We start from the raw sequence: 24,537 nt of genomic DNA, 5'->3' as shown, positions 1-24,537 counted from the left end.
GGTGGTCGGTGCCCCACCCGACGAGGCCGGTCAGCAGCCCGGCGACCGGCATCCGCCCGGCCGCGGCGGTTCGCGGGGACCGGCTCGGCTCAGACCTGCTTCCAGCCCTTGAGACGGCGCTTGCGGACGTCGGCGAGGGCCTTGCGGTAGCCCTCGGACGCGAGCTCCCCACGGCCGGCCTCCTCGATGCCCTCCAGCCGGCCGTAGGTGAACGACGGCTCCCCGTGCCGCTGGGCACGCATGCCGAGGTCGCGGATCGCCTCCTGGGTGATCACCGAGTCCTGGTGCTCGCCGAGCACCTCCGAGAGGGCGGCGGCGGACTTCGCGAGCTGCTTGGCCCGCAGCCCGAGCACCACGCCGGTGGACTCCGCGGCATACCGCAACCGCTTGGCGCCCTTGCGCACCTCGTGAAGGGCGTCCTCGGCGCGGGCCGGGTCGTCCTCACGGGTGGCCTGCGCGACCGCGCGGCGCATGCGGCGCCAGTCACGGCCGAGCAGGCGGGGGACGACGAGCCGGGCCTGCTCCTGGGCGAGAGGGGTCGTGGGCGGGCTGGCGACCAGCTCGTCGAGGGCGTCCAGCAGCGCGTAGTAGCGCTCGTGCTCCAGGCCGCGCACCAGCCGGGCGTGCGCCCGCGCATAGTCCTTGGCCATCTCGGCCTCGATCCGCTCGCTCACCGGGCCGAGCACCGCCTGCGCCGGCTGGGCCTCGACGAGGGCGAGCAGGCGGTCGCGCATCACCTCGGCGTCGCGGACCCCGCCCAGGGTCTCGGCGAGCACCTTGAGCTCCTCACGCAGATGAGCGGTGGTGTCCGGGTCGAGCAGCGGGCCGTAGGTCGACAGCAGGGTTCGCAGCCGCCGCGACGCCACCCGCATCTGGTGCACGGCGTCGGGCGCGGACAGGCGTGCACCCGCGTCCTCGGCCTTGAGCCGCTCCACGGTGGACTGCAGCGCCGCCATCATCACCTGGCCCGCGGTGGGCCTGTCGGGGACGGCATGGATCGCGACCGGGCGCGGCGCGAGGGACCCGAGGGCCCGCACCAGCTTGGAGGGGCCGCTCGCCGGACGCGCTCCGGCGGCCAGCAGCACCCGCTCGACGGCGTCCAGCAGCGACCGGGGCCCGTCGACGAGCTCGACCTCCCACTCGCTCCAGGTGCTCGCGGGCAGGCCCTCGCGCAGCGGGGTCGCGGTGACCCGGTCGGCGCACACCTCGGCGAGGAGGGTGCGCCGCTGCCCGGCATACAGCTCGGCGGTGGTGCGCTGGTTGGTGAGCCGCACGACCGGGGTGAGGTCGCGGCCGCGCGTGTGGGCGAGCACGTGGGGGAGCAGCTCGGCCGGGACCTGCAGCCGCTGCACGTCGATCGAGCCGTCCGCGCGGGTCGGCTCCTCGCCGAGGGGGGCGTGCAGCTCACGACGGACGTCCTTGCGGGCGGGGAGCTTGAGGTGCCAGCCGGCGTCCTTGCCCCCGGTGCGGCGGCGGAGGGTGATGCGGGCGCGGGCGAGCGCCAGGTCCACGGTGTCGACGTAGATCGCGTCCAGCTCCTCGGCGGGACGCACCTCGACGTGGTCCACCCCCGGCAGCGTCACGAGGCTGGGCAGCTCGGCCCCGCCGTCCACGTCGTACTTGCGCTCGATCTCCTGATGCTCCGTCGCAGTCACCCTCCCATTGTCGCCGACGCGCGGGTGCGGCGCCGACCGGGCTGCGGGCGGCTGCCCGGCCGGCCGCCGCGTCGATGGGAGCATGGCGTCATGGTCACGCCCCTGCCCGAGATCCCCCGGTCCTATCGCGCCCTGCCCGAGTGGGGAACTCTCGGCGAGGACGCCCGGGCAGTCTTCGAGGCCCGGCTCGCGACCCTGTGGACCGACGTGGTGCGCCCGGTCCAGGGTCTGTACGGCGCAACGGCCGACGGGGACGCCGCAGACCCGGCCCTGGACCAGGTCCTCGACGGTCTCGTAACCGTCGCCGCGCGGGCCTTCGCCGTACGACCGCAGGACCTGCACCTGCTCGACCAGCGCCGGCTGTCCCAGCCCGACTGGTTCCAGCGACCGGAGACGATCGGCTACGTCTGCTACACCGACCGGTTCGCGGGGACCTTCGCGCAGCTGCCCGAGCGGCTGGACCACCTCACCGAGCTCGGCGTGACGATGCTGCACCTGATGCCGATGCTGCTGCCGCGCGAGGGCGCCGACGACGGGGGCTACGCCGTCGCGGACTACCGGCGGACCGACCCGCGTCTCGGCGACGTCGCCGACCTGACCGCCCTCGCGAGCACGCTGCGCTCCCGGGGGATCTCGCTGGTCGTGGACCTGGTCTGCAACCACACCGCGCGGGAGCACCCCTGGGCGCGGGCGGCGGTGGCGGGCGACCCCGAGGCGCGCGCGATGTACCACTTCCATCCCGACCGGACCATGCCCGACCGGTGGGAGCAGACCCTTCCCGAGGTCTTCCCCGACTTCGCGCCCGGCAGCTTCACCTGGGTCGAGGAGGCCCGCTCCTGGGTGTGGACGACCTTCCACGACTACCAGTGGGACCTGAACTACGCGAACCCCCGCGTGCTGGCGGAGATGCTCGACGTCGTCTGCCACCTCGGCAACGTCGGCGTCGAGGTGATCCGGCTCGACGCCGTCGCGTTCCTGTGGAAGCGGCTCGGCACGAGCTGCCAGAACCAGCCCGAGGCGCACCTGGTGCTGCAGGCCTTCCGTGCGCTCACCCGCCTGGCCATGCCCGGCGTGCTGCTGCTCGCCGAGGCCATCGTCGCGCCCGAGGACCTGGCGCCCTACCTCGGCCAGGGCGAGGCGACCGGCAAGGAGTGCGAGCTCGCCTACCACAACGTCTACATGGTCGCGCTGTGGTCGGCGCTCGCCGAAGGCTCCGCCCGACTGCTCACCCACACCGTGCGCGCGATGCCCCCGCTGCCGCCCACCGCCGCGTGGCTGGGCTACGTGCGGCTCCACGACGACATCGGATGGGCGGTCAGCGACGAGCACGCCGCCGCGGTGGGCCTGTCCGGGCCGGCCCACCGCGCCTTCCTGTCGGACTTCTACTCCGGGGCCCATCCCGGGTCGTGGGCGGTCGGCGAGGTCTTCCAGGCCAACCCCGCCACCGGGGACCGCCGGATCAGCGGGTCCCTCGCGTCCCTCGCCGGCCTGGAGCGGGCTCGCTCGCTCGCGGGTGCCGAGCGGGAGCGGGCGGAGCTGCTCGGCATACGCCGGATCCTGCTGCTGCAGGGGCTCGTCCTCGCGCTCGGCGGCGTGCCGCTGATCTACATGGGCGACGAGATCGGGATGCTCAACGACCGGTCGTACGTCCAGGACCCGGCGCACGCGGACGACAACCGCTGGCTGCACCGGCCGCGCATGGACTGGGCGGCGGCGGGGGAGCGGCACGAGCCGGGAACGGTGGCGGCGCGGGTCTTCGAGGGGCTGCAGGCGCTCGTCGCCACGCGGAAGTCCTTGCCGCAGCTGCACGCCCAGCAGGCGATCGACGCGGTGCCGCTGGACAACCCGCACGTCTTCGCGCTGTGGCGGACCGGGCCGCGCGGGCACTGCCTGGTGCTCGCCAACCTGACGGCCGAGCCGCAGCACGCGTCGATCCACGGGTTCGCGGGCTTCGGGCCGCTGTCGGGGCTGCAGGACGCGCTCACCGGCGAGGACGTCTGGTGGGACCTCATGCTCGACCCCTACCAGCAGCGCTGGCTGATCCCTACCGGGGGCGGTCGGGTCAGCCGGGGTTAGTCGAGCAGGTCGATCCGACCGCCGCCGGTAGGTCTGCCGACGGTTGGTCTGCCGACGGTTGGTCTGCCGACGGTTGGTCTGCCGGCGGTCGGTCTGCCGCCGTGAGCAGCTCGTGGGGCGCCGGCCGCAGGCACCGCGACCGGCGGAACGCGCCCCGCCAGGCCGCCCCATGCCCGCCTGGATAGGTTGGGCCGCACTGGTCCGGCAGACCCTCGGGCGCGCCGGGGCAAGAGGGAACCCGGTGCGAGTCCGGGACTGCGCCGCGGACAGCCGTCCGCGGTGCAGCGGTGAGCGGGAACGACCGCGCCACACGCACTGAGCAGTCGGCTCGGGAAGCGGCGCCTAGGCCCGCGCGCAGGTCAGCCTGCCGCGCGACGCCCGCGAGTCCGAAGACCTGCCAGCGCGGCGGCCCACCCGGGCCGTCGGACCCGACTCGGTCTGGAGGACCCATGCTCACCACGCTGTCGATGCGTGTCTCCCACTACGACGGCGCCGGCGCCCAGCGTCTGCGCGACGACCTCACCCACCTGGAGGAGGCCGCCCGCTCGTCCGACGCCACCGTCCCGTGGCTCGCCCGGTCCGAGGGCGACGAGAGCTTCCGGCTGGTGACGGTGAGCCTGGACGGCCGGCTGGCGGGGTATGCCGCCGGCACGCTGCGCGGCGACCACGTCGAGCTGCAGCGCCTGCTCACGGTGCCCGCCGCCGAGCACGCCGAGCCCGGACTGACCCAGACGCTCGTGGACGTGATCATCGAGCTCTTCGCGCTGCGGCACCCCAAGGTCTCGCTCGCCTGCGACTCGCGGGCGCTCGGTCACCTGATGCACGTCGGCTGGCGCCCGGTCGTCGCCGAGAACCTCGCCGAGGGCCAGGTCATGGTCGAGCACACCGGCATGCACCGGCACGGCTGATCCCGCCGGGCACGACGGGCCGTCCTGCGGGGCGGCCCGTCGTGCGGCGTTCGGGCCCGTTCTCACGCACTTGTCGCTACGCTCGGTGATCGACCGTGACTCTTTCCCTGGAGGGTGTATGCCGATCGACCAGCAGTCCGTGAACAACGCCGCCTCGGGCACCCTGATGGTGTCGAGCCTGGTCTCGGCGTGGCAGGCCTTCCGCCGCAAGGACTACGCGACCGCGGCGGCCGTGGCCGTGCCGAGCGGCATCGCCCTGTGGCGCATGATCGGCTCGCGCGTCCGCCGCTGAGCACCTCGCGGGTGGCCCGGCCTGCCATCCGCCTCGCGCCGCCCCCGGCGCCCCGCGCCGACCACGCGGGCGCCCCACCCCCGCGTGGTCGTCCTGCGCTCGCAGCGCAGGAAGTGCACGTTCTGGCGCGCAAAACGTGCGTGTAGTGAGCTGCGAGCGCGAGAAGGGCACGTGGAGGGGTCGGCAACGTGCGTGTAGTGAGCCGCGAGCGCAGGAAGGTCAGGGGGTGGAGGGTCAGGGGGTGGAGGGTCAGGGGGTGGTACTGACGGCCGCCCGCGCGGGGGAGGTGCTCGGCTCGCCGGCGGCGCCGGCCACCACGGTCTGCAGGGTCAGCGGCGCGTCGGCGCGGCACACCCGCCCGGCAGCGGGCTGCGGCGCCTGGATCGAGCGGCCGTTGACGGCGCGGACGTCGTCATACACCGGACGCCCCTCGAGCAGGTCGCGGTAGCTGTAGCGGGTGAGGGTCTCCAGCCGGCAGTCGGCGCCGTAGCTGAGGATGTCGAAGGCGTAGGGCTGGCCGTTGAGCTCGGCCCCCGCGGGGTCCTGGCTGTAGTGCGCGACGACCCCGCCCCCGGTGAAGGTGCCCAGCTGGATCCGGTTGCCGTGCAGCGCCGCCGAGTGCATGTGACCGTTGAGGCGCACCCGGGCGGCGGCGAAGGCGTCCGCGGCATAGGGCTCGTGCGCCACGAGCAGGTCCAGGCCCCGGCGCAGGTCGGTGGTGACGGCGGCCGACGCGGCCGGGTCCGCAGACGCGCCCGGTGTGGTCGCCGGTGCGGTCACCCCCGGGGCGGTCCGCCCACCCACCGGCGTCGGCGTCCCGCCCCGCGTCGTGCTCGCGGCCGGCGCGACCCGCCCCGACCGCACCAGCTCCATCGCGCCGTCGAAGCGCCGCGCCGCCGCGACCTGCCCGGCCGTGTCGCCGCCCTCGTCGCCGAACCAGCGCGGGTCGTTGAAGCCTGCGACCTGCAGCCCCCCGATCGTGGCGACGGTGTAGGTCCCCGCGGTCGGCTCCAGCAGGATCACGTTCGGGATCTTCGCCATCCGTCGTAGCACCGACTCGTCGGTCGCGGCGCTCGCGTCGTGGTTGCCGCGCACGAAGACGTACGGGACGCCGAGGGAGGCGATGCCGGCATACATGCCCGCCGCCTCGCCCTCCTGCGCGTGCCCGAAGTTGAGCAGGTCGCCGGTGTCGACGACCGCGGTGATGCCCTCGGTCTGCACGATCTGCCGCATCAGGGGATAGGCGTTGGCGCCGTGGATGTCGCTGACCAGCAGCAGCTTGACGGCGGCCGGGCGAGCCAGGTCCGGCGGGACGAAGTGCTCCTGCAGGGCCGCGGACAGGGCGAGCATGTTCTTGACGTAGGGCTCGGCCTGGGCGGAGCGGGCCTGCACGTCGGACAGGATCCGGGTGTTGGACCGCACGTAGCCGAGGAGCCCGTCGGCCTGCACGGTCTCCAGCCGGTCGGGCCGGAAGGTCGCCCACGCCGACCCGCCCGTCCCGACGAGCGCGACCACGGCGGCGAGCGCCGGGACCGGGGCGGCCCGGCGCCACGGGCGCAGCCCGGTCTGGGCGGACCGCCAGTGCCGTACGGCGAAGGCGGCGAGCACGCAGGTGAGCAGCACCCCGGCGGCGTACCTGCCGGCGAGGGAGGACACCCCGGCGCCGATGGCGGCGTCGATCTCGGCCGCGCCCGGCTTGAGCGCGGACACGGACAGGTCCTTGGTGGCGAGGATCGCGGTGATCCGGTCGCGGACGCGGGCGTCGGCGCTGACCCCGGGCGCGGGCAGCGGGCCGTCGAAGCGCAGGTCGAGGTTGCCGAAGAGCGTCGGGGCGTGGACGGACGACAGGTGGTCGGGCTCGGCCGACAGGCGCAGGGTCGCGGCGTAGGAGCTGGTCTGCACGTCGGTGGGCCACACGCTGGTGACGCCGATCCCGACGACCGCGGCGGCCAGGGCGAGGGCGGCCAGCCCGAGCAGCGACCCGAGCACGCGCAGGGGGCGCAGCGCCCAGGCGGGTGGGGGCTGCCGACCCCGGTCGGGGGACGTGGCTGGGCTCACGGGCCCAGGGTAGCGACTGCGGATCCGCGCCCGCGCCGCATCGCGTGGATCACCGGGGCGGCCGGGGCCTGCGCGGATGACGCAGAGTCATCGCCGGACGCGAATCTCGCACTGGTGCGGGCGTGCTCGGCGGGTCCACCATGGACCGGCGGTGCCCCGGCGCCGTTCGTCCGTCATACCTGCCTGGAGGCCCGCATGTCCGTGCCCGCCCGAGGGGTCGCGCTGGTCGCGGCCGCCCTGGTGTCCGTCCCGTCGGTCGCGACGGCGGCCGGCCCCACCCCTGCGCCGGGCTCCCGCACGACGGCCGGCCCGGCCGCCGGCATCACCTGGGAGGACTGCGGCCGTGGCCTGCAGTGCGGTGAGCTCACGGTCCCGCTCGACCACGCCGACCCCGGCGCGGGCACGATCACGCTGAGGCTGGCGCGACGCCCCGCGGAGGATCGGGCGCACCGCGTGGGCTCGATCTTCACGAGCCCCGGAGGCCCGGGTCTGGCGGTCCCCGACCGGGTGGGGCAGATGGCGGACAAGCTCGGTCCCGAGGTCCGCAAGAGGTTCGACGTGGTCGGGCTCGCGACCCGGGGCACCGACGCGAGCTGCACCGCGGTGGGCGAGGACCCGGACCTTCCCGGTGGTGGCCTGGTGTTCCCGGTCACGGCGGACGAGCAGCGGGTGCGCCTCACCGCCGACGCGCGCCGGCGGGCGCTGTGCGCCACGGGAGCGCCACAGGTGCTGGACCACATGTCCACCGCCGACGACGCCCGCGACCTGGACCTGGCCCGCGCCGCACTGGGCGACGATCAGCTCACCTACTACGGCACGTCCTACGGCACCTACCTCGGCCAGACCTATGCCGCGCTCTTCCCCGACAAGGTCCGCGCCATGGTCCTCGACGGCGTCATCGACCCGGTCGCGTGGAGCACCGGCCGCGACCAGGGCACCGGGCGGCCGCTGACCGAGCGGCTCGGCTCCCACGTGGGGGCCAAGGAGGCGCTGGAGGCGGCGCTCACCGAGTGCGAGCGGGTCGGGGCGCCGGGCTGCCCGTCGGCCGCCACGGCGCGCCAGGACTGGGCCGACCTGGTCGCCGCCACCGAGCGGGGACCGGTGGCCCTCGGCGACGGGCGCGAGCTGCGGTATGACGAGCTGCACTCCACCGTCCTGCGCGCGCTGTACTCCGCCGATCAGATCCCCGGCGTCCTGACGACGATCCACGACCTGCGGGCCGCCCTGCCCGCGCGGATCCCCAGCAGCGCCATGCTCGCGGCGCCGCGGGCCCGGGCGAGGGCGACCGCCGCGCTCAAGCAGCTGCACGCGCTGGCCCGCGCGGCCGAGGCCACCACGCCGGCCGCGCAGGAGGTGCCCATCGACGTCAACCCCCAGCCGGGCGTCCATCGGCGACCGGGCGTCGTCCTGCCGGACCGGCGCCGACCGGGCTCCAAGCCCACCCCGCGCCCCACGGCCACGCCGCGCCCCAAGCCCACGGCCACCACGCCGCCGGGCCAGGAGGCCGGCTACTGGGTGGGCTACTCGGGCGTGCTGTGCAGCGACGCGGTCAACCCGAGCGACCCGCAGGAGTGGGTGGCCGCGGCCGAGCGGGCCAGGACCGCCGCGGGGGGCTTCGGCCCGCTGTGGACCTGGGCCTCGAGCGTGTGCGCCGCCTGGCCGGGCAAGGCCACGGGGGTCTATCGCGGCCCCTTCGACAGGCCCACGTCCACCCCGGTCCTGCTCGTGGCCAACCAGCACGACCCGTCCACGCCCTACGCCGGTGCCGCGGCCTACCGCTCGACGCTGCCGACCTCGCGCCTGATCACCGTCAAGGACGGTTTCGGCCACGGCTCGCTGCACGGCTACTCCGCCTGCGTCGACGAGGCGGTCACGGCCTACCTCACCACCAGGCGGACGCCGGCCGCCGACGTCACCTGCACCCCGGACAAGGCGCTCTTCGCCAGGTGACCGCGGGGGCCGGGCCGCGTCCGGGCGTTCCTGGGCGCGGCCCCGGCATACCTCCTCCCCCCACGTCGGGAGGTCCGCTCCGCCGCGGGACCGCGCGCGAGAGACTGGGGGAGTCGAAAGGGGAACCACATGAAGACCGAGGTAGACGTCCTCGTCGTCGGCGGGGGGATCGTCGGGCTCGCCACCGCCCGAGCGCTGCAGCTGCGCAAGCCTGGTGCTCACGTCGTCGTCATCGACAAGGAGGACGACATCGCCCGGCACCAGACGGGCAACAACTCCGGCGTGATCCACGCGGGGGTCTACTACCCGCCGGGGTCCTACAAGGCGCGGCTGTGCTTCGACGGCCGGGTGCGGCTGGTGAAGTACCTCCAGGACAAGGCGATCCCGCACCGGATCGACGGCAAGGTCGTGGTCGCGACCAGTGCCGCCGAGGTCGACGCGATGCGCGAGATCCAGCGCCGCTGCCAGGCCAACGACGTGCCGACCCGCTGGCTGAGCCGCGAGGAGCTCCGTGAGGTGGAGCCGCACGCGGAGGGGGTCGCGGCGCTGCAGGTGACGGTCACCGGAGTCGTCGACTACCCGGCGGTATGCCGGTCCTACGCGGACGACATCCGCGCCGCGGGCGGGGAGATCCGCACGGGCACCGCGCTCGTGTCGGGGCGGCCCGGGCTGCGCGACGTCGCCGTGGAGACCACTCGGGGCGAGATCGTCGCCAGGCAGGTCGTCACCTGCGGCGGGCTCAACGCCGACCAGGTCGCCACGGCGATGGGGGCGCACCCGCAGACCCGCATCGTCGGCTTCCGCGGGGAGTACTACGAGCTCACCCCCGAGAAGTCCTACCTGTGCAGGTCGCTGATCTATCCCGTGCCGGACCCGCGCTTCCCCTTCCTCGGGGTGCACGCGACGCGGGGCGTCGACGGGCACGTCCACCTGGGGCCCAACGCCGTCATCGCGCTTGCGCGCGAGGGCTACTCGTGGACCGAGATCAACCCCCAGGACCTGGTCCGGCTCGCGGCCTTCCCGGGGATCTGGCGGCTCGCGCAGAAGTACTGGCGGTACTCCCTCGGCGAGCTCCGGCGATCCTTCTCGACGGAGGCCTTCGTCAAGGCGACGCAGAAGATGCTGCCCGAGGTGCAGGTCGACGACGTGGTTCGCGCCGGGGCCGGGGTGCGGGCCCAGGCCATGCGCCCCGACGGCACCCTCGTCGAGGACTTCGACTTCCTGCACGAGCACCCGCGCGTCCTGCACGTGCTCAACGCTCCGTCGCCCGCGGCCACCGCTTCGCTCGCGATCGCCAAGGTCGTCGCGGACCAGCTGGCCGAGGCCGAGCGCCTCTGAGGCCGGGTCCGCGGCCACGCCGCGGACCGCACGGCGTCGGCCGCGCCACGCCCGTCCCGCCGTCCCGGCGCGGCGGGCGTGGTCCTTCCGGACCGGGACCTGGCCCGGACGGCGGTCGCGAGTAGCCCGAACGGCTCAGTCGTCCGATATGCCCGGATCATCCCGAAGATGACGCATGCGGGCTCTGTCGCCCACGTGCCGACTGCGACAGAGTTGTGGCCAACGGCGCCCGCGGGGGGCGGGCGCCGAATCCTCAAGGAGCCCAACATGTCTCGTACGTCGGCTATCGTCCTCGGCGCCACCGCCCTGTTCGGCGGGGCCGCCGCCGCGCCGGCCCTCGCCGCACCCGCCACCACCACGACGACCACCGCCACGACCACCGTCACGGCGGCTCGCCCCACCCTGACCACCGTCGGCCGCGCCCGCCTCGCGCTGCCCACGGGCTGGAAGGCCACCTGGAACCCGCACGGCCTGCGGTCCTGGTGCCTCCACCCGGCCGGCACCACGACCTGCGACGTCCTCTACATCGAGCAGGTGCCCGAGCAGCAGGTGGTCGACACCGAGACCCACGGTGGCTTCGAGGCCGACCCGCACTACTGCCCCGACCACTCCAACGGGCCGCTGACCCGCTACGCCACCCTGTCCCTGGGCGGCCGGGCCGCGGAGTACCGCCGCTGGGACATCACCTGCGGCCGCACGGCCGGCCCGACCGTGATCCAGTACGTCACGCCCATCTGGCCGGCCTCGGTCCTGTTCGCCGAGACGACCCGCGCCAAGGGCAACCGGACCGACGCGGTGCTCGCCCAGATCGCCCGCGGCTCGGTCCTGCCCAAGCAGACCCGGCCCCAGCGGATGTCCGACGTGGGCTACGTGCGCGCGGTGGCCAAGGTCAAGGGCGGTCAGCGCATCACCCTGGACCGGGTGCTCCTCGACGGCCGCGGCGGCGTCATCAACAAGGCCCGCACGACCTACACCTACGTCGTGCCGACCGCGGCTCGGCGCGAGGCCTTCCGCGTGGGCCGGCTGGTCTCGCTGCGCGGGGACGGCTACCGCATCACCAACGCCTACTGACCGGGGGCGGGACGGGCCGTTCGAGGGGGACGGCCCGCCCCGCCCCGGCCGTGACCGGTGATCGGCAGGGTCCGACTGATCCGAAATGGCCTGAAATGACTATGCGTTCGATAGACCTGGACCATCTGTGAAGATGATCCACGGGGGGCCTGTCGCGAGGGGGGTCTGGTGCGAGAGGCTGAGGGTCAGCGGCGCCCGCTGGGGGGCGGGTGCCGCGGGACCGGGGAGGCAGGCCGGGTCGCTGGGGGGCGGCCCGGCCTGCGCGTCTCCGGCGGCAGGACGAGGGGTCCGTCCAGGGCAGGGCTCCGTCGCCGGGCCGGGGTATGCCGCTCGGTGCGGTGCGGTGCGGTGCGGTGCGCGAGGAGTGCGGTCAGCGGCCGGACGTGGTGCAGGGCCTGACGAGGGCGGACAGGATCGCCCGCTGCACCGCGGTGGTGCCGTGCGCGCCGGTGACGACGGACCGGACGGTGGTGCCGGTGGGGTCTGCCGCCATACCCAGCACCGCGGCACCGGGGTCGCCCGCCAGGCCGGAGGGCCGGGCGCCGGGTGCGGTGACGGGGGCATGACCACCCTGGACCAGGTCGTGACGGGTGCCGGTGGCCGATCGGTGCGGGCATAGGTGTGCTGGCCCCCGATGACCTGGCGGCCGTCCGCCAGGCGGGTCGCCGGGGTCACCTGCCACAGGGGAGCCGCGCACCAGGTCATCACCCCGGAGACGAGGAGCGGCCAGCGACTGCGGGGTGAAGCTCCTGACCCCGGCCGGCATGGCGGGCACCGCCACCCGCACGAAGGTCGTGCCCTGGCTGCGCCACAGGGTGCTGGTGGCGCCCGTCGTGAGCAGCCAGATGGTGCCGCTCGAGACGGCGACCTGGCCGGCTCCGGCAGCGGCCGCCTGGGCCCGGAAGGGCGGGCGTCGGACCGTCCAGAACCCGAGCGCCGCCGGCTGCCGGGGTGCCCCGGGGCGCTCCACGACCGGACCTGCCGCCCCGGCGGCGGTCGGGGCGGACCGGGCCCCGGGGACGGCGCCGGAGGTGAGGAGGCGAGCGCCGGAGGCAGGAGCGGCTGGACGAGGGCGGGTGGACGGGACGGCGGCGGGTGTCAGCCCCGGACCGGGCCCCGGGCCGGGGGCACGGCGAGGGGCCTGGGCGCCGTCCTGGCGGTGGTGCCGACGGTGAGGACGGCGCGCTGCACGGCCGTGCGGCTCCCGGTCCTGACCACGGACCAGACGACGGAGCCCCTCGGCTCGGCGGCCAGGTCGACCACGGCGTCCCCCGGATCGCCGGGCAGGACCTGCGGGGTGGCGCCCTGCGCGGTGAGGACGGCATACCCGCCCTGGACCAGGTCGGTCCGCTCCTGGGTGATTCGGTCGTCCGTGGTGAAGGTGTCCTGGCCCCCGACGACCTGACGGCCGTCGGCCAGGTGGTCGGCCGCGGTGACGGCGTAGGCCGGGGCCGGGCACCGGTCGCGGCGGCCGGGCGTCACCCGGAGGCACAGACCGCGGGTGCGGTAGACGAGGTCCCCTCGCGGGTCCAGGGTGGTGCCGGCGCCCCACGCGGTGACGTCCTGCGGGGAGCGCGCGGTGAGGGCCTGGGCCCGGTAGCCACCGCCGTCCGGGGCGTGCACCTCGAGCCAGCCGAGATCCTTCGGCGGGGTGGTCGCGTAGTCGTAGAGCGTGCCGTAGATGTGCGTAGCCCCCATGAAGCCGGTGCCCGCGAGGGCGTGGCCGCCGACGAGCTCGAGGACGGCGTCACCGGTGCGGTCCGACGGCCCGTACAAGGTGGTGGGGCCGAAGGAGTCCTGCTGGAAGGTCCACGTCCTGCCGTCGAAGCGGGCGAGCGCGCCGCTGCCGGGGCGGGATCCCGCGCCGGTCGTCGCACCCCAGAGCACCACGGTGTGGCCCTCGGCGGCTACGGCGTAGGGCGTGAACGCGGTGGTGCCGGGCGGCAGCGGGACGGCCACACGCTCGTGACGGGTGCCCTGCGAGCGCCACAGGGTGGGCGTGGCGCCGATGCCCAGGACCCAGGCCGTGCCGGCGCCGGAGGCGACGCGCGCCTGCGTGGCCGAGCCGGGCAGGGTTCGGGTGGTCCAGCCGAGGGGGCCGACGGTCTCGACCACGATCGGGCCGGGGGCGCCCGGCCGGGCCTTGACCCCGACCACGACCGCTGTTCCCGTGGCGGGCGAGGTGACGGACTGGGCGGTGAAGCTCGTCGTGCGGACCGTGCGGAAGCCGGTGGCGGTGGCGGACCTGCCCGCCGGGGCCTTGGCGCCGGGCACGGGCCGTGGGGCGGGCGCGGCCGCCGCGGTGGCGGTGCCGGCGGTCAGGGCCGCGAGCAGGGTGGCGGCGAGCGTGCGGGTGATGGTCATCTGGGGTCCCCCTCGGAACGGACGGGTGAGCGGCAGTCGGTCACCTCAGTTGATCTCACTTGAAGTGACCGATCAATGGCCCTCTGTAGCCATTTGTCGGGTTGCTCCCGGCGTCCGGTGTCGCGTCAGGAAGGGCTGGGCGTCCGTGGGGCCTGGCCCTGGGCGGGGCGAGGGCCAGGCTCCAGGGCCAGGTCAGGCGGGCGTCAGCCCCGGCCCAGCAGCACCCGGGCCTCGACGTGGTCGAGCCAGCGGGCCTCGGCCTCCACGGCATACACCTGGTGCTCCAGGACCAGCAGCCGGGCCAGGTCCTCGCGCGGCAGCGTCGACTTGGCCCGGGTCAGCTCGTGCAGGGCGCGCATCGTCGCGGTGCGCTGGGTCTGCACGACCTGCACCACGTCGACGCCCGGCAGCGTCACCGCGAGCGCGAGCTTGATGGCGAGCTCGCTGCGCGGGGTGGCCTCCCGGTCCACGGGCTGCGTCCACCAGCGGGCGACCTCACCACGACCGGCGTCGGTGAGGGCATAGGTGGTGCGGCCCTCGGCGTCCTCGCCCTGCTGCTCGACGAGGCCGTCGCGCTCCAGCCGGGCGAGGGTCTGGTAGACCTGCCCGACGTTCAGCGGCCAGGTCCCTCCGGTGCGCTCCTCGAACTCGCTGCGCAGCTGCGCGCCATACCTCGGCCGCTCCGCGAGCAGGGCGAGCATCCCCTGTCGGATCGACATGTCGGTGTCCTTCCTGCTCAGGCCTGGCGGCGGGTGAGGGTGGGCTCGGAGCGCACCATGGTCATGGCGAGCAGGGCGGCGAGAGCCGGTATGCCGACCAGGGCGCGGGTGATGGCGACGCGCTGGCGCTGGCCGCCGGACATCTCCTCGGTATAGCGGTCGGCGAGCTCGGCGATGCCCACCTCCTCCAGGGCTGCCTGCGCCTGGCGGCGGGCCTCCCGCGGGCCGGTGCCGTCGAGCTCGAGCGGGAGGGCGACGTTCTCGGCCGCGGTGAGCGAGGTGATGAGGTTGAAGTCCTGGAAGACGAAGCCCACCGCGCGACGCCGCAGCCGGGCCAGGGCGTCGGGCCGCAGGGTGGTCACCTCCTGGCCCTCGATCGTCACCTGGCCGCCGGTGGGGCGGTCGAGCGCCCCGGCCAGGTTGAGCAGCGTGGACTTGCCGGAGCCCGAGGGGCCCATCACGGCGACCAGCTCGCCCGGCTCGATGGTCAGCGACACTCCGCGCAAGGCGTGCACGGCCGTCTCGCCCGAGCCGTGCGTGCGGCTCACGTCGGTCATCTGCAGCACCGTCATCGGTGGCTCCCCCCGGAGGTGTCGGGGCCGGCCGGTCATCCCCCTGGTGACCGGCCGGCCCGGATGGGTGTCGTCGACATACTCGGTATGTCGTATGACAGGTAGAGGTATACCCGGTAAGTCGGCAGCGGGTCAATACCCGGTATGTGCGGATCTGGTGCGCCCGCCCGGGCACGCCGAGGCCGCCTCCCCGTCGTGCGGTGAGGCGGCCTCCTGCGGGGTCGGGTCAGCGGCGCGCGGCGTGGGCGTCCAGGCGCTGCAGCCGGCTGACGGTGCCGGTCCGGGTCAGCGCCCAGGCCACGTCGGTGCCCTTCTCCACGGACACCTGCAGAGTGCGGTCACCCGGGTCGCCCGCGATGACCTGCACCGACCCGTTGGCGCGGTGCAGGGCGAACCGGCCCTGCGCCGCCCCGAAGAGCGGGATGCCGCGCTGCTGCGCCCCGAGCGCGGCGGTGTCGCTGCCGCCGAGCACGTTGATGCCGTTGGCGAGCTTGGCGGCACCCGTGACCGGCCACGCGATCGCCCCGTCGGCGAGACGCCGGACCCCACGGCTGTCACCGCGGGTCTTCGAGGTCGAGATGTATGACGAGAAGCCATACACCGTCGCGGACCTCGCCGACTCGGGCACGACCGCGGCGCCGGAGAACAGCCACGCGCTGCTCGTGGGCGGCGCCTGCCAGGTGGGAGCGATGTCGACGGCCTTGCCGCCCACCGGGACGAACAGCTGCTCGGTCGTCGGGTGGGACGTCTCGGTGCCGCGCGGCATCATCGGGGTCGCGCCGAAGGCCACGGCGGCCGGGCCCTGGGCGGCGTAGGTGCCGTAGGTCGCGACCTCGGCCCACCCGGCGCCCATGAACCGCCACACCTTGGCGGTGGACCGGCCCACCCCGGCGGTGACGTAGCAGCCCGGGCCGGGGACGTCGACGAGGTTGGCGACGCCACCGATGCCCTCCGGCAGCGCGACCTGGCTGAATCCCCGCCCGCGGGAGTGCAGCAGCCACTTGCCGTCGGTGACCCAGACGTCCTGCGGGCTGCTCGCGCTCAGCCGCACCACGGCGTCCGCGGCGACGGCGCCGAGGCGCTGCGTGCTCACCCGGCCCCGGGCGATGTGCTGGACGACGAGCCGGCCGCGGGAGCGACCGGCGACCCACACGTCACCGGCGGCCGGCGTGGCCAGGGACTCGGCATCGATGGCCAGGGTGCGCTGCACCGTGAACCCGAGCGGAGCCGGCTTGGCCTGCTGGCCCCGCTGCGCGGGAGCGGCGACGGCGGTCGAGGCGGCGGCCGGTGCGGCGGCGCCCGCGACGGCGGCGGTGACCGCGAGGGTCGTCATACGAAGGATCCTGCTGGACATGTGTTTCCCCCCAGAAGCAGCTGTCCGGGCCGGTCGACCCGGCCCTGTCATCCTGCGCCCGGACCCGGGGGACCCGCCCTAGCCCGACCTGACCTGATCGTGAGGTTTCACCGGGAGTTTCCGGGACGGCCACGACGGCGCAGGGGGCCGAGCGGCGGGGGGCCGTCGGCCCGGCATACTGGGCGGCATGAGCCACTCCTTCGACACCGAGGTCGAGGCCCGCGGCCTGTGCACCTTCGTGGACGCCGCCCCGTCCCCCTTCCACGCCGTGCAGGAGGTCGGCCGCATCCTCGACGCCGCCGGCTTCACCGAGCTGGCCGAGGCCGACGCGTGGCCGACGCAGCCCGGGCGCTACTTCACGGTGCGCGGCGGCTCGCTCGCGGCCTGGTCGACCGAGCACGCCGACGGCCCGGCGACGCCCTTCCGGGTGCTGGGGGCGCACACCGACTCGCCCAACTTCCGGGTCCGCCCCAACCCCGACCTGTCCCGTCACGGCTGGGCCCAGCTGACCTGCGAGGTGTATGGCGGCCCCCTGCTCAACAGCTGGCTCGACCGCGACCTGGGCCTGTCCGGGCGGGTCGGCATCCGGGGGCGCGACGGCGTCGAGACCCGCCTGGTGCACGTGGACACGCCGATCCTGCGCATCCCGCAGCTGGCGATCCACTTCGACCGCACCGCCAACGACGCGCTCACCCTCAACCCCCAGACCCAGCTCGTGCCCGTCTGGGGCACCGGCGGCGACGTGCCCTCGATGCGTGAGTTCCTCGCCCGCGAGCTGGAGCTCGACGGCTACGACGTCCTCGCCTGGGACCTGATGACCCACGACCTCACCCCGTCGACGATCCTCGGCGTGGACCGGTCGCTGATCGCCGCGCCGCGCCTGGACAACCTCGGCACGACCTACTGCGGCACCCGGGCCTTCGTCGACGCGGTCGACGGCGACGGGCCCTCCACGCCCCACGTGCAGGTCCTGATCCTGTTCGACCACGAGGAGATCGGCTCGATGACCGAGCGCGGCGGCTTCTCCTCGATGCTGCCCACCGTCATGGAGCGCATCACCCGCTCCCTCGGCGGCGACCGCGACGACTACCAGCGCGCCCTCGCCGGCACCGTCGTCGCCTCCGGCGACATGGCCCACGCCACCCACCCCAACTATCCGCAGATGCACGAGCCCAACCACCAGGTCGCCGTCAACGGCGGGCCCGTCCTCAAGACCAACGTCAAGGGGCGCTACGCCACCGACGCGGTGTCCGCTGGCTGGTTCCGGATCGCGTGCGACCAGGCGGGCGTGCCCATGCAGGACTTCACGGCGCGCGGCGACCTGCCCTGCGGGTCCACGATCGGGCCGATGACCGCCTCCCAGCTCGGGGTCACCACCATCGACTTCGGCGCGCCGATGCTGTCCATGCACTCGGCTCGCGAGCTGATGGGCGCGCACGACCCGGCGCTGTATGCCGGCGCGCTGTCGGCCTTCCTCTCACCGCAGGTCTGACCCCCGCCGCGGGCGCCCGCCCTGCGTGGTGCCGCCCGCCCGCGGTCTCGACGGGGCCGGGCGGGCGGCCTCCCCTCCGCCGCTCGGCCCCGCGGCTCTCGTCGGACCCCCCACCCGGCCCCGCCCCCGGCTCGGCATACGGAATCGCCTCTCGCTCGGGCGCGCGTCACCACGGGCCAGCCTGGCCCTGTGGCACGTTCAAAGAGGCGGCTAAACGTATCTTTCGGGGCCAGCCTGGCCCCTGGGCGCGGTCGTGGCCGGGCTGCGACGATGGGCGGGTGACGTGGACCGGAGCAGTCGGATTCGCCGTGGCCGTCGCGCCGTTGGTCGTGACGCCGGGCGCGAGCTTCACCCTGGTGAGCGCTCGCGGGCTGGCCGGCGACCGTCCGGGGGCGTGGGCCACCATCGCCGGCACGGCGGCAGGGATCGTGACGCACGCGGTCCTGGCTGGTGTGGGTCTCGCCGTCGTGGTGATGCGGTCGGCGCAGGTGTACCAGGCCCTGCGCATCGCCGGGGCGGCATACCTGATCGGCCTGGGTCTGGTCCTGCTGCTGCGAGGGCTGCGTGGGGATGGCGCGGACCCTGCTGGCAGCCCGTCCGCCGCCGGCAGCGGTGCCGCTCGGCGAGCCTGGCAGGCGTATGTCGCGAACGTGCTCAACGTGAAGGCCGCCTCGGTGTACCTGACGCTGGCGCCGCAGTTCGTCGCAGCCGAGGGGGTGGGGGTGGTGTCCATGCTGTGGCTGGCCGGGATCCACGTCGGCGTCATGATCTTGTGGCTGGGGCTGTGGGCGTCCGGGCTGACCTCCCTGACCGCGCGGCTGGATCCACGGCGGTGGGTTCGTCGGATCGACGCGTCCGGAGGTGCGGTGCTGATCCTGCTGGGGCTGCGCAACGCCCGCTCGGCCACGTAGCCGTCCCGGCCCCGGGCGCCCGCACCACGGTGGCCTGCCACCTAGCATCCGGCTCATGAGGATCTACCTGAGCGCCTATCGGCTCGGAGCCCGCGCCGAGGTCCTGGCCACGGACGGAGGGCGGGCAGCGATCGTCATGAACGCGTTGGACCCCTTCCCCGACCGGCTCCGCAGCTGGGCGCGGGAGACCTCGGACCTGGCGCGGCTCGGGTACTCGAGCACCGAGCTCGACCTGCGCCAGTTCTGGGGCGATCCCCATGCCCTGACCGGCCGCCTGGCCGACGTCGACCTGCTGTGGGTCGTCGGTGGCAACGCCTTCGTCCTGGCCCGCGCCGCCACCGCGGCCGGGCTCGCCTCAGCGCTGCACCGGTCGCCGCACCTCACCTATGCCGGGTACTCCGCCGGGGCCTGCCTCACATCGCTCGACCTCGCCGGCATCGACCTGATGGACCCGGCCGATGAGCTGCCCCAGGGCTACCGCGCCGACATGCCGGCCACGACCCTGAACCTGACCGGCACCCGGATCGTCCCCCACGCCGGGACACCTGAGGCCGACGCCGCGCAGCGGCATCTCGCGTCGGCGGGCCTGGCCTGCACCGCTCTCGCCGACGGCGAGGACCTCCTCGTGAACTTCTGACGTATGGGCACGCAGCCGACTCCCGCAGCACAGTCCCGCAGCCGGCCACCGTCCTGACCCCCGCTTCCGACGCGCTCGTGGAGCGGCTGAGTCATTGCTAGCGTCGGCGTCGTCGCGAGAGGAACGCCGCCGGGAGGTCCTGCGCATGAACCCCGCATCGATGCCGACGTGGACGGTCCACCGTGCCGGCGAGCAGTCCTTGGCGCGGTTGGCAGAGCTGCACGCGGCCGGTTTCGCCGGGTACGCGGCTCCGGTGCAGATGGACGCCGCTGCCCTGTCCGACCGGATGCGCAGCGAGGACATCGACCTGTGGTCCTCGTTCACCCTGCACCACGAGGGGCGGGACGTCGTCCTGGTCCTGATCGCTCGTCGCGGCGCCGCGACCCGCATCGCCAGCATGGGTGTCCCGCTCGACGCACGCCGACAGGGCTGGGGCCGGCGAGCCCTCCAGGTCGCCCTCGACGAGGCGAGGGAGCGCGGCGACAGCGTCCAGCTCGAGGTGCTGACCACCAACGAGGGCGCGGTGGCCCTCTACTCCTCCATGGGTTTTCGGGTCGCCCGCACCCTGGTCGGCTTCGAGGGCGCCTTGTCGCCCACTTCGGGCGCCATGCCGGCATCCGCTGGAGGCGTCCTGCGGCGAATCCCGATCGGCCAGGCAGCGGCTCAGGTCGCGCAGCACGCGCCGGGTCTGACGTGGCAGCTCGACGCCCCGTCCCTCTACGCGCTGGGCAGCGACTGGCAGGCCTGGACCGACGGACCCGCCGTAGTTGTCACGAAGAGCAGCGGCACGACCCTCCACGTTCTCTGCCTGCTGACCCACCCCGACCATCGCCGTCAGGGCCACGCCCGCTCGCTCCTCGGCCGCGTCGCGGCGGTCGAGGGCACCGATCGGGTCCGGGTCATCTCGATCGTGCCGGACGGCCTGGCCGACGACTTCTTCCACCGGTGCGGTGTGGCCACTGCGCCGCTGCGGCAGTACGAGATGACGCACCACGGCTGATCCCTGGGGACTCGGCCCGGTCGCCGGGGCTACCCGAGATGTGCCCCGGCTGCCTCACCGATGATGAGGAGGGCCAACGCGAGGTAGACGGCCGCCGCGAGGCGGTGCAGGGCCTGCTGGGCGCCGGGGCGGGAGATGAAGCGGTTACGAAAGGTGCTCGCTCCGACGCCGACGGCCCCGTACAGGGCGACCTCCGTGGTGACGTTGACGGCTCCCAGCATCGCCAGCTGGGCGGTCGTGTCCTGCGCCTGGCCGAGGAAGCGGGGCAGGAAGGCGAGGAAGAACAGGATGAGCTTGGGATTGGTCAGGCTCACCATCGCCCCACGGAGGAACCACCGCTGCGACCCCACGTGGGCTGTGCCGGCCGCGATGGTCCGAGCGGTCCGGAATGTGCTCACGGCCAGCCACAGCAGGTATGTCGCGCCGGCGAGCTTCACCCCCGTGAGGGCTGCCGGGTAGGCCGCAGCGACCGCCCCGAGCCCCAGGGCCACGGCTGCTGCATACACGCTCATGCCGGCGCCGATCCCCACGATCGCCCTGATCGCCGCGGCTCGTCCGCCCTGGAGCCCGACCGCCACCATGTACGTCATGTCCGGGCCCGGCGGCGCCAGGAACGCGAGGATCACGGCAAGGAACGCGGGCAGGACCGACACGTCGAGCATGACCACCTCGGTGCGCCTGAGCGCCTGGAACCGGCTTAGGTGGTTCCAGTGTAGGTGGGTGGGTCCACGGGTTTCCTACAGTGGGGCGATGGACAGCTCTGCGACGCCGACGTTCCGCACCGGCGACGTCCTGGCCACGGTGTTCACTGGGACCCTGACCGAGCGCCACGGCGACACCGTCGAGTGGATCCCCACACCCGAGCGGTTGCTCGAGTGGCTCGCCGTCAACGCCCTCGCGGTGGAGAGCTGCTCCGAGGCCGAGCTCGCGTCGGCCCACCGGCTCCGCGAGGCCATCCATGTCGCCGGAACGGCCGCCGCCACCACCGACGCGGGCGAGCCCCTGCCTCCGGTCGCTCTGCGGACCATCAACGAGGCAGCACGCGGTGGCCGGGCTTGTCCCCAGCTCGGAGCGGACGGGGAGCGCACCTGGCGGCTGGGGGGATCCGGCCGCGGACGGGTCGGGGACGCGCTGTCGGTCATCGCCGCCGACGCGATCGAGATCCTCACGTCGGCCAACCGCGACCGGCTCGCGCTGTGCGCCTCGCCGACGTGCCGGGAGATGTTCGTGGACAACAGCCAGAGTCACACCCGTCGGTGGTGCGACATGAACGTGTGCGGGAACCGGCAGAAGAAGGCCCGCCACCGCTCCGCGGCCCGTCGCACCGGGTAACGGGTCGACGGAGCCTTCCATCCGGGGCCAGGGTGGCCCCGTGGCACGTTCAAAGAGGGGGCTAAACGTGTTGATCGGGGCCAGCCTGGCCCCGATCGACACGTGGGTGGCGCGGTCACGACACGTGGTGGTGCGGTCAGGTCGTGCGGGGGAGTCGCGGGATCAGCCCTCCGCGTCGCCGACGAGGAGCAGCACCTTGCCGACGTGGGTGCCCTTGTCGAGCTCCTCGTGGGCGGCGGCGACCTCGCTCATCGGGAAGCGGGCGTGGATGATCGGTCGGATCTCCCCGGACTCGACCAGGGGCCAGACGTGCTCACGCACCTCGTCGACCACGGCAGCCTTCTCCGAGCGGGGACGGGCTCGCAGCGAGGTCGCGATGACGGCGCCCCGCTTGGCGAGCAGCTTGCCGATGTTGAGCTCGGCCTTGACGCCGCCCTGCATCCCGATGATCACGAGCCGACCGCCGGGGGCGAGGGCGGAGACGTTGCGGTCGAGGTACTTCGCGCCCATGTTGTCCAGGATCACGTCGGCGCCGCCCACGGCCTTGAGCTCCTCGACGAAGTCCTGCTCCTTGTAGTCGACCAGGACGGAGGCGCCGAGCGTCCGGCATACCTCCAGCTTGTCCGCGGAGCCGGCGGTGACGGCGACCTCGGAGCCCAGGCAGCGTGCGAGCTGGATCGCCATGGTGCCGATGCCGCTCGAGCCGCCGTGGACGAGCAGGGTCTCGTCGGGCTGCAGGCGGGCGGTCATGACGAGGTTGCTCCACACGGTGCAGACCACCTCGGGCAGCGCGGCCGCGTCCATGAGCGAGACGCCCTCGGGGACGGGGAGCAGCTGACCGGCGGGGACGGCGACCTGCTCGGCATAGCCGCCGCCGGCGAGCAGGGCGCACACCTCGTCGCCGACCGACCAGCCGTCGACGTCGGCGCCGAGAGCGGCGATCCGGCCGCTGACCTCCAGGCCGGGGAGCTCGGACTCGCCCTGGGGCGGTGGATAGTGACCCTGGCGCTGGAGCAGGTCCGCCCGGTTGACGCCGGCGGCGACGACGTCGACGAGCACCTCGTCGGGTGCGATCTCGGGGGTGGGGACGTCGCTGGGGGTGAGGACCTCGGGGCCGCCGAAGGACGGCAGGGTGATCGCCTTCATGGGTTCACCGTAAGACCTGCCGCCGGTCGTCGGACTCGCCTGGTCGACCAAGGGCGGCGGATCCGACCGCCCCCGGTAGGTCAGAAGTGGTGGGTGAGGGTGAAGGAGAGGGCGGCCAGCGTCATCACCGTGACCGCGAGCGGGATCAGCAGGATCGACCACTGCGGGTGCCGGCGGCGCACCGGCCCGGTGAACGCGAACACGAACAGCACCCACGACAGCACGAACAGCGCGAGGGCGACGACCTCCCCGGTGGCCATGTCAGCCCTGGCAGCGGGCCCGGGCGGCGTCCAGGTCCGCGGGGGTGTCCACGTCGAGCAGCGCTTGCGTGGTGGGAGCGGCGACCCCGCTCATGCGGACCGCGGCGGCCTGCCGGTGCACGGACACGTCCCGCGTGCCGCTGGGGAAGGCCCCCCGCAGGGCGTGCGTGTCGTAGGCCGCGAGCAGCGGCTGCAGCTGCCCGGTCTCGTCCACGACCGCCACGGCCTCCACGCCCGGCTCGCGCCGCTCGAAGGCTGCGTGGACCAGCTCGGCGGCCTCGCCCGCGAAGGGGAGGTCGCCCGCGACGACGACGGTGGTCGGCGTGGTGCTCAGCGCGGCTCCGGCGGCGATGCCCGCGGCCGGCCCGCCGAGCGGCGGCTGCTCACGGGTCCAGCCGACCGGGCGGGTCGTGGGGCGCTCCTGGCCGACGCAAACGATCTCCCAGCCCGAGGGGAGGCGGCCGAGCAGGTGGTCCAGCACGGTGGTCTCGCCGAGCGTGGCGGCGGTCTTGTCCCGACCGCCCATGCGCTCGGAGGTGCCGCCGCACAGCACGACGACGGTGACGAGGGGATCCAGACTCATGGGCGCTCCTTGTGCGGGCCGCCGAGCCTGCGGGTGAGCTCGCGGGCAGCCTGTCGAGACGCCGCGGCGAGGGGCTCCACCGCGGTGTGGGCGTCCCTAGGGTAGGTGATGGCGACCGCCGCGACGGGGTGGCCTGCCGCGTCGAGGACTCCGCAGGCCACGGAGGCCAGCCCGTCGGTCACGGTGTCGACCTCGAGCGCGTAGCCGCGAGCCCGGACCTCGGCCAGCGCCGCCCGCAGGGCGTGCAGGGTGCGCGGCCCGTGGTCCCCCCGGGTCACGAACGCCCCGCGGTCCGGGAACAGCGCCCGCACCTGGGCGTGCGGCAGCGCCGCGAGCATCGCCAGCCCGCTCGCCGTGAGCTGCGCGGGCAGCCGGACGCCGACGTCGGTCACCAGCATCGGGCGACCGGGAGCGCGCTCCTCCAGGACGTAGAGCACGTCCCGGCCGTGCAGCACGGCGAGGTGGCCGTTGTGCGTGGTCTCCTCGACGAGCCGGCTGAGCACCGGCCGACCGATGCGCGCCAGCCCGGCCTGCCGGGTGTAGGCCGAGCCCAGCTCGAACGCCGCCACCCCCAGGCCGTAGCGCCGCTCCTCCGGCAGGTGCGTCACGAAGCCCTCGGCCACCAGCAGCGCGAGCAGCTTGTACGCCGTGGACCGGGGCATCCCCAGGTCCCGGGCGACGGCGGCGGCGGGCAGCGGCTCGGGGTGGCGCGCCAGCAGCCGCAGGATCCGCAGGGTCGCGGTGGCCGCGGGGGCGGGCGAGCCCGAGGCAGGGGAGCCCGAGGAGGGGGAGCCGGGGGCCGTCGCGGACCGGTGCACG

The 24,537-nt window shown here is 74.4% G+C and carries 22 protein-coding genes, 1 pseudogene and 1 riboswitch; of the genes and pseudogenes, 11 read left to right on the top strand and 12 right to left on the bottom strand.

What is annotated here, in order from left to right; all coding sequences use genetic code 11:
* Positions 1-89: 89 nt before the first annotated feature.
* A complete protein-coding gene (locus ACK2IS_RS14545) occupies positions 90-1,655 on the bottom strand; it encodes a CHAD domain-containing protein (protein ID WP_409484005.1) in 1,566 nt (521 codons plus the stop codon).
* 90 nt (positions 1,656-1,745) lie between these two features.
* Between ACK2IS_RS14545 and ACK2IS_RS14540 the strand changes: the two genes are divergently transcribed.
* The 3 genes from ACK2IS_RS14540 (at position 1,746) to ACK2IS_RS14530 (ending at position 4,931) form a co-directional block, all read left to right on the top strand.
* Positions 1,746-3,731, top strand: coding sequence for an amylosucrase (locus ACK2IS_RS14540; protein WP_409484004.1), 1,986 nt, complete (start codon positions 1,746-1,748; stop codon positions 3,729-3,731).
* Between the two features lie 228 nt (positions 3,732-3,959).
* A riboswitch (cobalamin riboswitch) is annotated at positions 3,960-4,127 on the top strand.
* Positions 4,128-4,180: 53 nt separating this feature from the next.
* The gene (locus ACK2IS_RS14535) at positions 4,181-4,639 is read left to right on the top strand and encodes a hypothetical protein (RefSeq protein WP_409484003.1); all 459 of its coding nucleotides are present in this window, start codon (positions 4,181-4,183) and stop codon (positions 4,637-4,639) included.
* Between the two features lie 118 nt (positions 4,640-4,757).
* A complete protein-coding gene (locus ACK2IS_RS14530; RefSeq protein ID WP_409484002.1) occupies positions 4,758-4,931 on the top strand; it encodes a hypothetical protein in 174 nt (57 codons plus the stop codon).
* Between the two features lie 249 nt (positions 4,932-5,180).
* Here ACK2IS_RS14530 and ACK2IS_RS14525 read toward each other — a convergent pair whose 3' ends face one another.
* On the bottom strand, positions 5,181-6,989 hold the full coding sequence (locus tag ACK2IS_RS14525; protein WP_409484001.1) for a metallophosphoesterase: 1,809 nt from the start codon (positions 6,987-6,989) through the stop codon (positions 5,181-5,183).
* A 195-nt stretch (positions 6,990-7,184) separates the two neighbouring features.
* Here ACK2IS_RS14525 and ACK2IS_RS14520 point away from each other — a divergent pair, with 195 nt between their 5' ends.
* The 3 genes from ACK2IS_RS14520 to ACK2IS_RS14510 all read left to right on the top strand — a co-directional run bounded on the left by ACK2IS_RS14520 (position 7,185) and on the right by ACK2IS_RS14510 (position 11,348).
* Positions 7,185-8,939: an alpha/beta fold hydrolase gene (locus ACK2IS_RS14520; RefSeq protein ID WP_409484000.1), complete on the top strand. Its 1,755-nt coding sequence runs from the start codon at positions 7,185-7,187 to the stop codon at positions 8,937-8,939.
* 129 nt (positions 8,940-9,068) lie between these two features.
* A complete protein-coding gene (lhgO, locus tag ACK2IS_RS14515) occupies positions 9,069-10,277 on the top strand; it encodes an L-2-hydroxyglutarate oxidase (RefSeq protein ID WP_409483999.1) in 1,209 nt (402 codons plus the stop codon).
* 267 nt (positions 10,278-10,544) lie between these two features.
* Positions 10,545-11,348 (top strand): hypothetical protein, encoded by an 804-nt coding sequence (locus tag ACK2IS_RS14510; protein WP_409483998.1) that lies wholly within the window; start codon positions 10,545-10,547, stop codon positions 11,346-11,348.
* 370 nt (positions 11,349-11,718) lie between these two features.
* Here ACK2IS_RS14510 and ACK2IS_RS14505 read toward each other — a convergent pair whose 3' ends face one another.
* From ACK2IS_RS14505 to ACK2IS_RS14485, 5 genes and pseudogenes are all read right to left on the bottom strand, one after another.
* Complete coding sequence (locus ACK2IS_RS14505; RefSeq protein WP_409483997.1) at positions 11,719-12,318, bottom strand: hypothetical protein; 600 nt, start codon at positions 12,316-12,318, stop codon at positions 11,719-11,721.
* Positions 12,319-12,446: 128 nt separating this feature from the next.
* Positions 12,447-13,712 (bottom strand): hypothetical protein, encoded by a 1,266-nt coding sequence (locus tag ACK2IS_RS14500; protein ID WP_409483996.1) that lies wholly within the window; start codon positions 13,710-13,712, stop codon positions 12,447-12,449.
* A 203-nt stretch (positions 13,713-13,915) separates the two neighbouring features.
* Positions 13,916-14,431, bottom strand: a complete 516-nt coding sequence (locus ACK2IS_RS14495) for a PadR family transcriptional regulator (protein WP_409483995.1) — start codon at positions 14,429-14,431, stop codon at positions 13,916-13,918.
* Positions 14,432-14,523: 92 nt separating this feature from the next.
* Positions 14,524-15,042 (bottom strand): annotated as a pseudogene (locus ACK2IS_RS14490) (ABC transporter ATP-binding protein); the annotation flags it as partial.
* A 187-nt stretch (positions 15,043-15,229) separates the two neighbouring features.
* Entirely contained in the window at positions 15,230-16,336 is a 1,107-nt protein-coding gene (locus tag ACK2IS_RS14485) for a hypothetical protein (protein ID WP_409483994.1), read from the bottom strand.
* A 208-nt stretch (positions 16,337-16,544) separates the two neighbouring features.
* On the opposite strand from ACK2IS_RS14485, the gene ACK2IS_RS14480 reads away from it, so the two are divergent.
* The 4 genes from ACK2IS_RS14480 (at position 16,545) to ACK2IS_RS14465 (ending at position 20,397) form a co-directional block, all read left to right on the top strand.
* Complete coding sequence (locus tag ACK2IS_RS14480) at positions 16,545-17,849, top strand: M18 family aminopeptidase (protein ID WP_409483993.1); 1,305 nt, start codon at positions 16,545-16,547, stop codon at positions 17,847-17,849.
* Between the two features lie 278 nt (positions 17,850-18,127).
* Complete coding sequence (locus ACK2IS_RS14475; RefSeq protein WP_409483992.1) at positions 18,128-18,760, top strand: LysE family translocator; 633 nt, start codon at positions 18,128-18,130, stop codon at positions 18,758-18,760.
* 55 nt (positions 18,761-18,815) lie between these two features.
* On the top strand, positions 18,816-19,397 hold the full coding sequence (locus ACK2IS_RS14470) for a Type 1 glutamine amidotransferase-like domain-containing protein (protein ID WP_409483991.1): 582 nt from the start codon (positions 18,816-18,818) through the stop codon (positions 19,395-19,397).
* A 145-nt stretch (positions 19,398-19,542) separates the two neighbouring features.
* Positions 19,543-20,397, top strand: coding sequence for a GNAT family N-acetyltransferase (locus tag ACK2IS_RS14465; protein WP_409483990.1), 855 nt, complete (start codon positions 19,543-19,545; stop codon positions 20,395-20,397).
* A 29-nt stretch (positions 20,398-20,426) separates the two neighbouring features.
* Here ACK2IS_RS14465 and ACK2IS_RS14460 read toward each other — a convergent pair whose 3' ends face one another.
* On the bottom strand, positions 20,427-21,059 hold the full coding sequence (locus ACK2IS_RS14460; protein WP_409483989.1) for a LysE family translocator: 633 nt from the start codon (positions 21,057-21,059) through the stop codon (positions 20,427-20,429).
* Between the two features lie 88 nt (positions 21,060-21,147).
* Between ACK2IS_RS14460 and ACK2IS_RS14455 the strand changes: the two genes are divergently transcribed.
* Positions 21,148-21,729 (top strand): CGNR zinc finger domain-containing protein, encoded by a 582-nt coding sequence (locus tag ACK2IS_RS14455; RefSeq protein ID WP_409483988.1) that lies wholly within the window; start codon positions 21,148-21,150, stop codon positions 21,727-21,729.
* A gap of 162 nt (positions 21,730-21,891) precedes the next feature.
* Here ACK2IS_RS14455 and ACK2IS_RS14450 read toward each other — a convergent pair whose 3' ends face one another.
* The 4 genes from ACK2IS_RS14450 to ACK2IS_RS14435 form a co-directional block, all read right to left on the bottom strand.
* On the bottom strand, positions 21,892-22,875 hold the full coding sequence (locus ACK2IS_RS14450) for an NAD(P)H-quinone oxidoreductase (protein ID WP_409483987.1): 984 nt from the start codon (positions 22,873-22,875) through the stop codon (positions 21,892-21,894).
* A gap of 80 nt (positions 22,876-22,955) precedes the next feature.
* Positions 22,956-23,135: a hypothetical protein gene (locus ACK2IS_RS14445; RefSeq protein WP_409483986.1), complete on the bottom strand. Its 180-nt coding sequence runs from the start codon at positions 23,133-23,135 to the stop codon at positions 22,956-22,958.
* Between the two features lies 1 nt (position 23,136).
* Positions 23,137-23,718: a molybdenum cofactor guanylyltransferase gene (locus ACK2IS_RS14440; protein WP_409483985.1), complete on the bottom strand. Its 582-nt coding sequence runs from the start codon at positions 23,716-23,718 to the stop codon at positions 23,137-23,139.
* On the bottom strand, positions 23,715-24,452 hold the full coding sequence (locus ACK2IS_RS14435) for an IclR family transcriptional regulator (RefSeq protein ID WP_409485683.1): 738 nt from the start codon (positions 24,450-24,452) through the stop codon (positions 23,715-23,717). Before ACK2IS_RS14435 ends, ACK2IS_RS14440 begins: the two co-directional genes overlap by 4 nt.
* Positions 24,453-24,537 lie beyond the last annotated feature (85 nt).

The sequence above is a fragment of the Arsenicicoccus dermatophilus genome, assembly GCF_046267915.1.
Taxonomy (GTDB): domain Bacteria; phylum Actinomycetota; class Actinomycetes; order Actinomycetales; family Dermatophilaceae; genus Arsenicicoccus; species Arsenicicoccus dermatophilus_A.
This window is presented reverse-complemented; position numbering and strand designations above follow the sequence as displayed.

What these genes read in the sequence shown, in the direction of transcription:
- ACK2IS_RS14455 (WP_409483988.1), top strand. Translation starts at nt 21,148, where the DNA reads ATGGACAGCTCTGCGACGCCGACGTTCCGCACCGGCGACGTCCTGGCC.
- ACK2IS_RS14460 (WP_409483989.1), bottom strand. Translation starts at nt 21,059, where the DNA reads ATGCTCGACGTGTCGGTCCTGCCCGCGTTCCTTGCCGTGATCCTCGCG.
- ACK2IS_RS14510 (WP_409483998.1), top strand. Translation starts at nt 10,545, where the DNA reads ATGTCTCGTACGTCGGCTATCGTCCTCGGCGCCACCGCCCTGTTCGGC.
- ACK2IS_RS14445 (WP_409483986.1), bottom strand. Translation starts at nt 23,135, where the DNA reads ATGGCCACCGGGGAGGTCGTCGCCCTCGCGCTGTTCGTGCTGTCGTGG.
- ACK2IS_RS14440 (WP_409483985.1), bottom strand. Translation starts at nt 23,718, where the DNA reads ATGAGTCTGGATCCCCTCGTCACCGTCGTCGTGCTGTGCGGCGGCACC.
- ACK2IS_RS14500 (WP_409483996.1), bottom strand. Translation starts at nt 13,712, where the DNA reads ATGACCATCACCCGCACGCTCGCCGCCACCCTGCTCGCGGCCCTGACC.
- ACK2IS_RS14485 (WP_409483994.1), bottom strand. Translation starts at nt 16,336, where the DNA reads ATGACGACCCTCGCGGTCACCGCCGCCGTCGCGGGCGCCGCCGCACCG.
- ACK2IS_RS14495 (WP_409483995.1), bottom strand. Translation starts at nt 14,431, where the DNA reads ATGTCGATCCGACAGGGGATGCTCGCCCTGCTCGCGGAGCGGCCGAGG.
- ACK2IS_RS14540 (WP_409484004.1), top strand. Translation starts at nt 1,746, where the DNA reads ATGGTCACGCCCCTGCCCGAGATCCCCCGGTCCTATCGCGCCCTGCCC.
- lhgO (WP_409483999.1), top strand. Translation starts at nt 9,069, where the DNA reads ATGAAGACCGAGGTAGACGTCCTCGTCGTCGGCGGGGGGATCGTCGGG.
- ACK2IS_RS14520 (WP_409484000.1), top strand. Translation starts at nt 7,185, where the DNA reads ATGTCCGTGCCCGCCCGAGGGGTCGCGCTGGTCGCGGCCGCCCTGGTG.
- ACK2IS_RS14480 (WP_409483993.1), top strand. Translation starts at nt 16,545, where the DNA reads ATGAGCCACTCCTTCGACACCGAGGTCGAGGCCCGCGGCCTGTGCACC.
- ACK2IS_RS14535 (WP_409484003.1), top strand. Translation starts at nt 4,181, where the DNA reads ATGCTCACCACGCTGTCGATGCGTGTCTCCCACTACGACGGCGCCGGC.
- ACK2IS_RS14450 (WP_409483987.1), bottom strand. Translation starts at nt 22,875, where the DNA reads ATGAAGGCGATCACCCTGCCGTCCTTCGGCGGCCCCGAGGTCCTCACC.
- ACK2IS_RS14465 (WP_409483990.1), top strand. Translation starts at nt 19,543, where the DNA reads ATGAACCCCGCATCGATGCCGACGTGGACGGTCCACCGTGCCGGCGAG.
- ACK2IS_RS14470 (WP_409483991.1), top strand. Translation starts at nt 18,816, where the DNA reads ATGAGGATCTACCTGAGCGCCTATCGGCTCGGAGCCCGCGCCGAGGTC.
- ACK2IS_RS14530 (WP_409484002.1), top strand. Translation starts at nt 4,758, where the DNA reads ATGCCGATCGACCAGCAGTCCGTGAACAACGCCGCCTCGGGCACCCTG.